Source organism: Parabacteroides sp. AF17-28 (assembly GCF_003479205.1).
Lineage (GTDB): Bacteria > Bacteroidota > Bacteroidia > Bacteroidales > Tannerellaceae > Parabacteroides > Parabacteroides acidifaciens.
Genome location: NZ_QUGV01000015.1, coordinates 19,606 through 31,883, shown reverse-complemented (window position 1 = coordinate 31,883; position 12,278 = coordinate 19,606). Strand labels below are relative to the sequence as shown.

Sequence of the window (12,278 nt, the reverse complement as noted above, 5' to 3'; positions counted from 1 at the left end):
TCCATGAAGAAAAACAGACTTGCCGCCATTGCGTCGTGCATTGTCCTGTCGGGGGCATTCTGCACACTGGCACAAAACAAAACACAACAGGAAATCCGGATACCGGACACCTACAAATTAACGAACAAATCCATTTACCGGAACGGTTGGATCGACTTCAACAAAAACGGGAAAAAGGATGTATATGAAGACCCCACGGCACCGATCGATGCACGTATCGAGGACCTTCTGTCACAAATGAACGTCGAAGAAAAGACCTGCCAGATGGTGACGCTCTACGGCTACAAGCGGGTGCTGAAAGACGACCTGCCGACGCCGGAATGGAAGAACCAGCTCTGGAAAGACGGCATGGGCGCAATCGACGAACACCTGAACGGTTTCCAACAATGGGGACTTCCGCCTTCCGACAATCCATACATCTGGCCGGCATCGCGCCATGCGTGGGCACTCAACGAAGTACAACGTTTCTTCATCGAAGAGACGCGGCTCGGCATCCCGACGGATTTCACCAACGAAGGAATCCGGGGTGTGGAAAGCTATATCGCGACCAACTTCCCCACACAATTGGGATTAGGACACACCTGGAACCGCGACCTGATCCACAAAGTCGGCTATATCACCGGACGCGAAGGCCGTCTGTTAGGATATACGAATGTCTACGCTCCGATCCTCGACGTCGGCCGCGACCAGCGTTGGGGACGCTATGAAGAGGTCTACGGCGAAAGCCCCTATCTCGTTGCCGAATTAGGCATACAGATGGCAAAGGGAATGCAGACCGACTACCAGGTGGCTGCCACATCCAAGCATTACATTGCCTACAGCAATAATAAAGGCGGACGCGAAGGAATGGCGCGCGTAGATCCGCAGATGTCACCGCGCGAGGTGGAGATGATCCATGTCTACCCCTGGAAGCGGGTAATCAGGGAAGCCGGCATCCTGGGCGTGATGAGCGCTTATAACGATTACGACGGTTTCCCGATCCAGAGCAGCTATTACTGGCTGACGACACGCTTGCGCGGCGAGTTCGGCTTCCGGGGATATGTCGTCTCGGACAGCGACGCGGTCGAATACCTTTTCTCGAAGCACGGGACGGCGGCCGATATGAAAGAATCCGTCCTGCAAAGCGTATTGGCGGGGTTGAACATACGTTGCACGTTCCGCTCGCCGGATTCCTACGTGCTGCCGTTGCGTGAGCTGATCGCAGAAGGAGCCATCCCGATGTCGACAATCGACGACCGTGTACGCGACATCCTGCGCGTGAAATTCCTCGTCGGACTGTTCGACCAGCCTTACCAGATCGACTTGAAAGAGGCGGACAAGGAGGTGAACAGCGCCGAGAACCAGCAGGTAGCCTTGCAGGCATCCAAAGAATCGCTTGTTTTGCTGAAGAACGAAAATGCTGTCCTTCCATTGGATATAAACAGCGTTTCCAAGATATCCGTATGCGGCCCGAACGCCGACGAAGGAGCTTATGCCTTGACGCACTATGGCCCGTTGGCCGTAGAGGTGACAACCGTATTAGAAGGCATCCAAAAGAAAGTGAAACCGGGAACGGAAGTGCTTTTCACCAAAGGCTGCGACCTGGTAGACGCCAATTGGCCGGAATCGGAATTATACCGCTACCCGTTGACAAGCGAAGAGCAGAGTGAAATAGACAAAGCGGTCGAAAACGCCCGGAAGAGCGACGTCGCAGTCGTTGTGCTCGGCGGTAGCAGCCGTACTTGCGGAGAAAACAAATCGCGTTCCAGCCTGGAACTGCCGGGCCGACAGCTCGACTTGCTTCAGGCGGTTGCCGCGACTGGCAAACCGGTCGTGCTGATATTGATTAACGGACGCCCGCTCTCGATCAACTGGGCGGACAAATATGTTCCGGCTATCCTCGAAGCCTGGTATCCGGGCTCGCAAGGCGGTACGGCTATTGCAGACGCCCTGTTCGGGGACTACAATCCGGGCGGTAAATTGACCGTGACCTTCCCGAAAACAGTCGGACAAATTCCTTTCAATTTCCCGACCAAGCCGAACGCACAGATCGACGGAGGAGGAAACAAGGGGCTGAACGGCAATATGTCCCGCGTAAACGGCCCGCTATATCCGTTCGGCTACGGGTTGAGCTACACGACATTCGAATATTCGGACATATCCATCCAGCCGTCTGTCGTTACGCAGATCCAACCGGTCACCGTACGCTGCAAAGTGACCAATACGGGTAAACGCGCCGGCGATGAAGTCGTACAGTTATATGTACGTGACGTCATCAGCTCCGTCACGACTTACGAAAAAAACCTTTGTGGCTTCGACCGCATCCATCTGAATCCGGGTGAGACAAAAGAGGTGACCTTCACCATCGAGCCGCGCGACCTGCAACTGTTGAACAGCGATAACCACTGGGTTGTCGAACCGGGAGATTTCAAAGTAATGGTCGGAGCCTCTTCCGAAGACATCCGCCTGAACGACCGTTTCACGGTGGTAGAATACGGGAAAGAACAGGCTGCCTCACCCGCCTCATCCCATCAGCAGAAATCAGTAATTGCCAGTTCATCACAGGAGACAGCGGCATTAGTCCTGGACGGAAACCTGTCCACAGCCTGGAAAGCCAATGAAGGGGAATACATCACCTTCGCACTCGAAAACAACGCTTCACCCAACAGCATAGCGATTGCCTGGAAAGAAAAAAGCAAAGATGCCAAATTCGAAATCCAGCTATCCGGTGGCGGAGGCCAGTTCCTGACTGTTTACGAAGGAACAGTCGATGCGACTAACGAATTGAAGACATACCGGTTCAAAGGCACCACCGCCAGCGATATCCGCATCGTGATGACTGAGGGCAATGCCAGTATCTCGGAAGTAAAGCTCTAAACCGTACCGGTGCAAAATAATAATGCAGATCAACATTATCGCATTTCAGTATCGAAATCCCATAATGTTGATCTGCATTATCTGTTTTAAGTATCGAAAATGATAATGTATCAAAAGTAAGTTCTAACGCTTTAGCGTGTCATTGCGGGCTTGACCCGCAACCTCATACTAAACTGACAATGATTAAGATGAGATGGCGGGTCAAGCCCGCCAGGACACAGACACTATAAATAGATTTCCCCGAAGAATCCCGGACAATGGAAATTGGGCGACGGCAGATCGATCGGGCTCCAGCTGACGAAATGCGGAAATTCGGTATCATCCGCACATTTATAGAAGTTGCCCATAATCTTTTCCGGCAGGTTTTCCGGATCGAGTCCCATCACACGGAAAGGGATTGAGACGACCAGCTCCCAAGCATGCACACCTAATTTCTCCGGAAACGCAGTATGTTCCATAGTGGAATAACGGCGGATAGAAGCGTATTCTTCCGGCGACAGAGATTGTTTGACATCACGGGATTCGCGATGTGATGCGTCGCACGTACCGATACAGTTAAACTCGAAGTTGTAATAGTTGTGGTCATCCACCCGTTTCATAAAGAACTCGACACAGCTGTCCGTATATACAGGCGAACCGTCTACCTCATGGAGCGCTTTCAGGGAGTTCCCTTTTACAAAATAGCGGATATACAAATTGACATCCGACCTTGCTATATCGAATGCCACGATAGGCTTATAGGGATATTCTTCCCAGTTAATCACGTCAATATACTCTCGCTGGGCCTTGCTCTCCATTAAAAAGCCGACGGACGACAGGTCCAGAACATCCAGCGTTGCCAAATAAGGGACTTTCAGTTTCTTCATTTCAATTATAGATTTGGAGTAATGGCAAATGGAAATAAGAAGTCAGCAACACAGACACAGCCCCGATAACAGCCAGCACAATAATCACCGATCCCACAATCCGATTCAATAGCCATATACCTCGCACGTTAAACCATTTCTTCAATTTCGCTATTACATACGTGATCCCGAACCACCAGAGTACAGCTCCCACTCCTATAAAACCAATGCCTCCTAACAGCATCCAGACCGAATGTTCCGGCAAGACAAAACCGAAGCGGGCAAACAGACCGATATATAACAGCACAATTAAGACGTTGCTAAAGGTAAGAAGAAAAGCTGTAATAAAATCCTGTGTAAACGATAACTTTTTTTCCCGTCGCTTTTTTAGGTTCCGTACGGGATTAGACTGGAAAATGTAATAGCCGAAAACGCCTAATACGATGCTACCAATTAACTGGAGCGGGGCCTGATTCGCTTCGACAAAGTTCACGACCACTCCCATTCCTAAGCAGGTCAGCGCGGCATAGATCACATCCGACAGGGCAGCGCCCAACCCGGTGACAAACCCGTGCCAACGTCCTTTGTTCAGCGTTCGTTGTATACACAGCATACCGATCGGACCCATCGGGGCGGAAACCAATATACCTATCACAATTCCTTTACTTATCAATCCCAGCATTATCCTTCTTTTTTCTGCCTAATGATTTGCAAAGATAACCTCTATTCCTGATAAAAAAAGAAAAAACGCCTGTAGGAATGTTTTTTAGATTACCTACAGGCGTTTTCACACTTTGTCAAAAAAGATTATTTTGCCTTCTCTTTCTCTAAAATAGCTTTCAGTTTTGCTACTATTTCCGGATGTTCGGCTGCCAGATTCTTCTTTTCGCCGATATCCTGTTTCAGATTGTAAAGCTGTTCTTCTTTGCTGTTTCCCAATTCGATATTGGTCAGTTTTTGATAAGCAGCACCATTGCTCGGAGCGATATATTTCCACTCGCCGTCGGAAACGGAAAGCGCACCTGCAACTTCAACCACATAATCGCGTCCTTTCAGGTCTTTACCCAGGAATGCATCTAAATAGTCCTGGCTGTCGGGACCGGCTCCCGGCTCCAATGTCTTACCCATCAGGCTCGCCATAGAAGCATACAAGTCCACTTGGGAAACCAAAGCATTCGAAACACCCGGTTTCACCTGTGCCGGCCAGCTTACGACCATCGGGATACGTGTCCCGGCTTCGAAAATACTGTATTTGCCACCCCGGAAAGGTCCCCAGGGCTTATGATCGCCGAGAAGTTCGACAGCGCGATCTGCATAACCATCGTCCACGACAGGACCATTGTCACTACTCAAGACGATCAACGTGTTTTCCGTCAAACCAGCCTTATCCAAAGCATCCATAATCTGTCCGACTGTCCAGTCGAATTGCAACAAAGCGTCGCCACGGGGCCCCATGCCGCTCTTGCCCACGAAACGCGGATGCGGCCAGCGGGGAACGTGTGCATCGTTGGTTCCGACATACAGGAAGAACGGTTCGTCCTTATGGTTTTCGATGAACTGGACTGCCTTAACCGTAATGCTATCTGCAATGTTTTCATCTTCCCACAAAGCCTGTTTGCCACCCTTCATATAACCGATACGGGAAATACCGTTCACGATTGCCATATCATGTCCATGGTTCGGACTTGGTTTGAGCTTCGTCAACATTTCCGGATGATCCTTTCCCAACGGCTCGCCGGGGAACGGTTCTTTATAGCTGACAGCAATCGGATCGTTCGGATCGAGATTGACAATCCGCTGGTTCTCCACAAAGACGCAGGGAACACGGTCGGCAGTAGCAGCCATCAGATAAGAATAGTCGAAACCGATATCCGTCGGTCCGGGCGTGATAAAGCCGTTCCAATCCTGTGTACCGGTTTTGTCACCCAATCCTAAGTGCCACTTTCCGATCGCACCGGTCGTGTAACCGCATTCGCGGAACATATCGGCAACTGTCGGCTGTTCGGGGCGGATCACCATACCGGCATCTCCGGCGGCAATCCCCGTATCATTCCGTCGCCAGGCATAATGCCCGGTGAATAACGAGTAACGCGAGGGCGTACTGGTTGCAGCCACAGCATGTGCATCCGTAAAACGAACACCCTGCGCCGCCAGTTTCTCCACATTCGGCGTGTGAATCGTCTTCGATCCGTTACAACTCAGGTCGCCATAACCGATATCATCGGCTATCAGGAAAATAACGTTGGGCTTCTGCGGCGTTGTTTTCTCTTCTGCTTTTTGTTTGTTACCGGAACAGGAGGCCAGCAAAGTGGCCCCTATTCCTAACATGATTGTTGATTTCATGATAATAATTTATTTGTCTCGTATCAAGTATCATTTGTATGTCTTACCGCAAGTTCGGATTGATATCCTGTTCAGACTGCGGGATCGGCCATTTGTAGTCCTGATCCTGACGGAAAGCGCGGCTGTTCACCCACCATCTGCCGTATTTATCCACTTCTCCGTCCGGTTTGGCGCTTACGCGTTTCGAGCCGGGGAAAGGAGCGCCGTAAATATCGCCATTTAATGCTTCATGTGCAACACCCCAACGGAGCAAGTCCCAATAGCGGATACCTTCCATGGCCAGTTCGACACGGCGTTCGTTCCGGAGGATAGGACGCAACTTTGCGGCATTCACTTCCGTGATTGCCGGCATCTGTACAGATGCACGACCTCTTACCTTATTGATGGTTTCATCCAATAAAGCCTGCGTAATGCCTTCGCCTGCCTCCAATTTAGCTTCCAGATAGCTCAGCAGGACTTCTGCGTAACGGATAACAGGAACATTTCCACCGTAGCTGTTCAGGTTGCCGGAGAATGTTTCGTCGAAATACTTACGCATCATCAGACCGGTCTGTGTGGTCTGTCCGCCCATCACCTTATCCGGGCTTTGAGAATCCGGATGGCAGTCATAGACAGCGCCTTTAAAGGTCGATCCGTTATAATAGATCGTATAATCCAGACGCGGGTCCCGGTTTTTGCCCAAGTTTACCGGATCGTACTGCGGACTGTCGTAGCTAAACGGCGTACCGTCTCTGAACTGATAGGCTTCAAACAAACCGGCTGCCACGTTAATCAGACACCAACCGCCGTCTTTTACGGGGAAAGCATGCTGCGGCAGGGCGTTACCGGCCTGGTCCTGCAAATACTGCGTTGAAAAGATATTCTCGCTACTGTTCTCGTTTGACGGTAAGAAAAGGGAGGCGTAATCCGGATCGATCGCGTTGTCGCCCAGGTCTATAATCTGCTTAAAGGCGGCGGCAGCTTCGCTATATTTCTTGGCTGCCAACAGAGTACGTCCCAGGAAAGCCAGGGAAGCCTGTTTGTTGGCGCGTCCGGTTTCAGATCCTTTCAGATCCTTGAAACGGGGCAGGTCGGCGGCAGCTTCTGTGAACTCTTTAATAATAAACTCGGTAATATCCGCTTTCGATGTTTTTGTCACCGTATTTGCCTCATCCTTCGTCAGCACCTTCGTTACCAAAGGCACATCCTGGAAGAACTGGGACAGATAGAAGTACTGGGCGGCGCGGATAAAACGGGCTTCAGCCGTGAAACGGGCTACGACAGCCGGATCGCTCAAATTGACGATACCTTCCAGAAAACGGTTGCAACGGGCAATTTTGGAATATGAGTTCTTCCAATATGCTTCCGTATAAGCATTATTCGACAATAAAGCTCCGTTTGAGATCTTATGGAAATTAGAGTTCGTCCCGCGACGATCGTAAGCATTATCCGTCGGAAACTCCATAAAGATCAAACCACCGTACGACCACCAGTCGGTCGGCGTATATTCAGGAGAGTTAAACAGGATTTCCCCTTTATAGACCCCGGTCAGAGCCAGTTCGGCATTATCTTCGCTGGTCCAGAACACATCTTCTGCGAACTTATCCAGCGGACTCCGGTCCAGGTCACACGATACGAAAGTTGTCGTTGCTGCCAGCAAGGTAAAAATAAAATATTTGATTCGTTTCATGACTTTTAGAATTTAAAGTTTACACCAATTGTATAAGTTGCCAAAATCGGATAATAGTTTCCGGATGTATTGATTTCCGGGTCCCATCCTGGTTTATACTTATTCCAGCAAAGAGGATTCTCGGCCTGTACATACACGCGCAAATTCGTGATCTTGGCCGCCTGTAACATCTTTTTCGGGAAAGAATAACCCAACTGGATATTCTTCAAACGGATATAAGAAGCATCCTGTACCCAGAAATCAGAAGAAACAATGTTCGGAGTCACAGAGTTACTCAAGTCCTCCAGTCTCGGATAAGCCGGGTAGCGGGTCGGATTAGCCGGATCGAAACGTCCTTCCGCCTGCCATTTCTGGATATTACCGTCACCTCTGAACGCCCAGCCTGCAAAGCCGTCAAGCATACCGGTCACACCGGCTACGCCTTGCAACAGGACAGACAGGTCGACACCTTTATATTCCACACCCAGGTTCAGACCGAACGTGAACTTCGGAATGCGTGAACCCAAGTAAACACGGTCGTAGTTCGGATCGATCTTACCGTCGGGCACACCGTCCGGACCGCTGATATCCTTATAACGGATGTCTCCGGGCTGCGGATTAGGTGTCACTTTACTCTGGTCGTGCCAACCTTTAATATCGTTCTCATCCAGGAACACGCCGTCCGACAGGTAGCCGTAGTACATATTAATCGGATAACCGACAAACAGGTCACTGCCGTTACCGACCAAACCATTGAGCTGCTCTACGTTACCGACACCTAAAGTGGTCAGCTTATTCTTGATGATAGACAAGTTGGCGTTTACATTATATGAAACATCACCGATCTTATTACGATGTCCGACTTCAAATTCCCAACCGAAGTTCTTCAACTCTCCGGTGTTCATTTCCGAAATCTTCTGCCCCAGGACAGAGGAAACGCTTCCGCTCGGTTTATACAGAATGTCGTATGTACGGCGGGTGAAGTAAGAAGCGTTCACGCTCAACAGGCCGTTCCACAGAATTGCTTCCAGACCACCGTCGATCGTTTCCGTTTCCTCCCATTTGATAGTCGGGTCGACAGCTGTCGTAACAGCCGCACCTTGCGTATATGTATCGCCAAACGGATAGTTCTGGCCTAATTCATATACCGACTGATACGGATAATTACCGATATTCTGGTTACCTAAGCGTCCCCATGATGCTTTCAGCTTCAGGTTGGAGATAAAGCCCAACGATTCGTTTTCCTTGAAGAAGTTTTCTTCCGAAAGTCTCCAACCGGCAGCTAAAGAGGGGAAGAAACCGAACTTCTTGCTTTTCGGGAAGCGGGAAGAACCGTCGTAACGGACTGTCGATTCGAACAAATAGCGTTCGTTGAAGTTATAGCGGAGACGGCCGAAACCAGACTGGATCGCCCAGGCATTACCCGTACCGACAGACTTCTGGTTGTCCGGAGAACCGGCATTCAGATATGGCAGGTCGTTGCCGGGAAACTTATCGCGTGAGCCCTGCACATAGCGGTAGTCTTCCTGCTCCCAGGAATAACCGGCCAGGATTCCGAAAGAATGTCCACCGAACTTCTTATTATATTCAGCCGTAGCCTGGAAAGTCTTATAGATCGTCTTTCCCATTTTGTGTTTCAACTCGGAAGGACCTAACACACGGTCACCGGACAGTTTCATGGTCGAACGGTATGTGCGTTCTTCTGAGTTCGTATAGGTATAAGCACCGATTGCAGACAATTGTAAATCTTTTATCGGGTTATAATCCAAACGGACATTCGCGTTCATCGAAAATTCCGGGTTTTCATAGAAAGAATCGCTCTTGATCCATCCGGCAGGCGTCCCGTGCAATTCACGTCCGGCACCGAAAGTCCCATCTGACAGAATAGTCGGAGTCAGGCCGGGGAAACGCAATGCCTTCTGAATAAGCACCAACATATTGTCGGCATCGTCACCGCCCGGAGCCATCGGTTCCTTCCGGTTGCCGTACATACCCGAGAGACGGGTGGTCAGCTTCAATCCCGGCAGGAGTTCGTTGATCAGGTTGACGCGGGCGTTATAGCGCTGGTAGTCGTTCTTTTCCACGATACCGTTCTGTTTCAGGTAGCCGAACGACACCATGTAGCGGTTCTGCGCATTACCGCCGTTCACCGTCACGTCATGCCCGGTCTGTAACCCCTTGCGTGAGAATACTTCATCCAGATAGCGTGCGTTTGCATAATGGTCCGGATCGCTTCCGTCCCTGAACTTCTGGATTTCTTCCTGCGTATAGGCTTCGCGTCCTACGGCTTCATTATAAAGAGTGGCATATTGCCAGGTATCCGCAAACTCAGGCAGTGCGGTCGGCGTATTGAAACCGACATATCCGTTATAACCAACGGAAACTTTACCTTCCCGACCGGTCTTCGTCGTCACCAGGATAACCCCGTTTGCAGCACGCGATCCGTAGATAGCAGCCGTAGAAGCATCCTTCAACACGGAGATCGATTCGACATCTTCCGAGCTGACATCATTCAGCTTACCCGGAATACCATCGATCAGAACCAATGCATCCGACTTGGTTGCCGCCTTATCGTCGTCCGCATTGGTAAACGTGCCGACACCACGCACGCGGATTTCGCCGCCGCTATTACCCGGACGTCCCGAACGCTGGATAACGGTCACACCCGCCATCTGTCCTGTCAAGGCATTCGACAGCTGCGGAGTCGAACGGTTTTCCAGTTTCTCGCTACCGATCTGAGCAATCGAACCGATTACGTTCACTTTCTTTTCCGTACCGTAGCCGACAACGACCACTTCTTCCAACGCCTGTGAATCTTCTGCGAGCTGGATCGTATAGTTCGTCTGGTCGCCTACAGTCAGTTCTTTTGTGATATAGCCGATATAAGACACCTGCAGTTTGGCGCCTTTCGGAGCATCGAGCGAGAAATTACCGTTCATATCGGTAATCGTCCCGTTCGTCGTCCCTTTCACGACAACATTGGCACCGGCAATCGGACCGAAAGCATCCGAAACGACACCGGTAATCTTACCGTCCTGCTGTACAGCGCCCAAAAGGACGATCTTATTATCTTCTATACGATATTTATAAGAAGATAGAATCTGGTTCAATACTTCCTTAATATTCCCGTTTTTGACATCGAGGTTAACATGTTTCGTCATATCGACAGCCGAGTTATTGAAAAAGAATACAAACTGCGTATTCGCTTCAATGGTCTTGATCGCTTCTTCAAGCGTCACATCAGACAAGCTCAGATTGATCTTTGCATTCTGGGCATAGCTTTCAACTGCAGACAGTTGGAGGAAGGAAATGGCGACAAATAAAAGTATTAGCTTCATTTTCCTGAATAAATTAATGTTAAGAATAGGTATGGCAATCCCATACGTGGACTTTTTTTTCATACATTTGAATGTTTAAAGTTTTACATTTTGCTCTCACGCTTTCACCTTTGAGAGCAGTTTGTTTAGTTTACATCAGGCGGATGCTGGTAACATCTGCCTGATTTTTTTTAATGTTTCTCCGAATCTTAGATCATAGGCAATTTTCTTTATCGTTATTATTTAGGACTTATAATTATTTTATCTCCATCGATCGTATAACGGATCGGACTGATCAGGGTTAACAATTTCAGTATTTCTTCCGGCGATTCCTTCCGGATCGTCAGCGACAGGCGCTGATCGAGCGGAACACCTTTCCGGCATTCTATATCCAGGTTATACCAATGCTTCATCCGGTGCAGGACAACCGACAGCTTTTCGTTCGTACAAACCAGTTTGTCACCTATCCAGATAATATAATCGGAGGCGTCCACTTCAGCCAGATTATAAGTGCCGTTCTGTTTGTTACAAGATATCTTCTGGTTTGGCTTCAAGATGATTCCCTTATCCAATCCCGGCAAAAAGACTTCCACTTTCCCCGAAAGCAAAGCGGTCTCGACTGTTTCCCGGTTTTTATAGTTACGCACATTGAAGTGAGTTCCCAACACATTTACCGTCATCCCGTCCGTTTCGACGAAGAAAGGCGCCTGTTCATCTCGTACGACCTCAAAGTAGCCTTCACCTTCCAGCTTCACCTGGCGTTTACCGGCTTGGAAATGCTCCGGATAGACCAGTACGCTGTTAGCATTCAGCCAGGCGGTTGTTCCGTCCGGCAAAGTCACGGAGCCTTTGCTGTCTTTTCCCATAATGACACGATTCATCACCAATTGCTCTTCCGGAGAGAGGTTGAAGAACCGCTTTTGTCCGGCAAAATAACTGCCTAACGAACAAACCAGCAACAGGGCGACGGAAGCGGCTACCTTCATAAAGAAAGACAGACGGAGCTGCTTCCGTTTCTTTTCTTTCTTCTCCACTTCGGCCGCGAAACGGGCGAACGCCTGCTTCACATAATCCCGGTCGGACACCGGAGTCTCCTCCGTTTCCAACCAACGGTCCCTGATTTCGGAAAAAGCCTGCTTGTTCGCCTCACTCTCCCGGAGCCAGTCGAGAAGCTGTTCCTTTTCTTCTTCCGAAGCATCACCGCGCAAATATTTCAGTACTATATCGTTCATCTTTTATTACATCTTTTATTACATCCTTTATACCTAT

At 49.6% G+C, this 12,278-nt stretch carries 7 protein-coding genes; 1 reads left to right on the top strand and 6 read right to left on the bottom strand.

Features of this window, described 5'->3' with window-relative positions; translation table 11 throughout:
• Positions 1–3 precede the first annotated feature (3 nt).
• Positions 4–2,856, top strand: a complete 2,853-nt coding sequence (locus DWW90_RS12055) for a beta-glucosidase (protein ID WP_122345142.1) — start codon at positions 4–6, stop codon at positions 2,854–2,856.
• A 224-nt stretch (positions 2,857–3,080) separates the two neighbouring features.
• Here DWW90_RS12055 and DWW90_RS12050 read toward each other — a convergent pair whose 3' ends face one another.
• The 6 genes from DWW90_RS12050 to DWW90_RS12025 all read right to left on the bottom strand — a co-directional run bounded on the left by DWW90_RS12050 (position 3,081) and on the right by DWW90_RS12025 (position 12,241).
• Positions 3,081–3,722, bottom strand: a complete 642-nt coding sequence (locus tag DWW90_RS12050; protein WP_115501211.1) for a carbohydrate-binding family 9-like protein — start codon at positions 3,720–3,722, stop codon at positions 3,081–3,083.
• Position 3,723: 1 nt separating this feature from the next.
• Positions 3,724–4,383: a LysE family translocator gene (locus tag DWW90_RS12045; RefSeq protein WP_115501210.1), complete on the bottom strand. Its 660-nt coding sequence runs from the start codon at positions 4,381–4,383 to the stop codon at positions 3,724–3,726.
• Positions 4,384–4,508: 125 nt separating this feature from the next.
• Positions 4,509–6,044, bottom strand: a complete 1,536-nt coding sequence (locus tag DWW90_RS12040; protein WP_122345141.1) for an arylsulfatase — start codon at positions 6,042–6,044, stop codon at positions 4,509–4,511.
• Between the two features lie 43 nt (positions 6,045–6,087).
• Entirely contained in the window at positions 6,088–7,713 is a 1,626-nt protein-coding gene (locus DWW90_RS12035; RefSeq protein ID WP_122345140.1) for a RagB/SusD family nutrient uptake outer membrane protein, read from the bottom strand.
• 5 nt (positions 7,714–7,718) lie between these two features.
• The gene (locus tag DWW90_RS12030; RefSeq protein WP_233547732.1) at positions 7,719–11,030 is read right to left on the bottom strand and encodes a TonB-dependent receptor; all 3,312 of its coding nucleotides are present in this window, start codon (positions 11,028–11,030) and stop codon (positions 7,719–7,721) included.
• 218 nt (positions 11,031–11,248) lie between these two features.
• On the bottom strand, positions 11,249–12,241 hold the full coding sequence (locus tag DWW90_RS12025; RefSeq protein WP_122345138.1) for a FecR family protein: 993 nt from the start codon (positions 12,239–12,241) through the stop codon (positions 11,249–11,251).
• Positions 12,242–12,278: the final 37 nt, after the last annotated feature.

What these genes read in the sequence shown, in the direction of transcription:
- DWW90_RS12055 (WP_122345142.1), top strand. Translation starts at nt 4, where the DNA reads ATGAAGAAAAACAGACTTGCCGCCATTGCGTCGTGCATTGTCCTGTCG.
- DWW90_RS12050 (WP_115501211.1), bottom strand. Translation starts at nt 3,722, where the DNA reads ATGAAGAAACTGAAAGTCCCTTATTTGGCAACGCTGGATGTTCTGGAC.
- DWW90_RS12045 (WP_115501210.1), bottom strand. Translation starts at nt 4,383, where the DNA reads ATGCTGGGATTGATAAGTAAAGGAATTGTGATAGGTATATTGGTTTCC.
- DWW90_RS12040 (WP_122345141.1), bottom strand. Translation starts at nt 6,044, where the DNA reads ATGAAATCAACAATCATGTTAGGAATAGGGGCCACTTTGCTGGCCTCC.
- DWW90_RS12035 (WP_122345140.1), bottom strand. Translation starts at nt 7,713, where the DNA reads ATGAAACGAATCAAATATTTTATTTTTACCTTGCTGGCAGCAACGACA.
- DWW90_RS12030 (WP_233547732.1), bottom strand. Translation starts at nt 11,030, where the DNA reads ATGAAGCTAATACTTTTATTTGTCGCCATTTCCTTCCTCCAACTGTCT.
- DWW90_RS12025 (WP_122345138.1), bottom strand. Translation starts at nt 12,241, where the DNA reads ATGAACGATATAGTACTGAAATATTTGCGCGGTGATGCTTCGGAAGAA.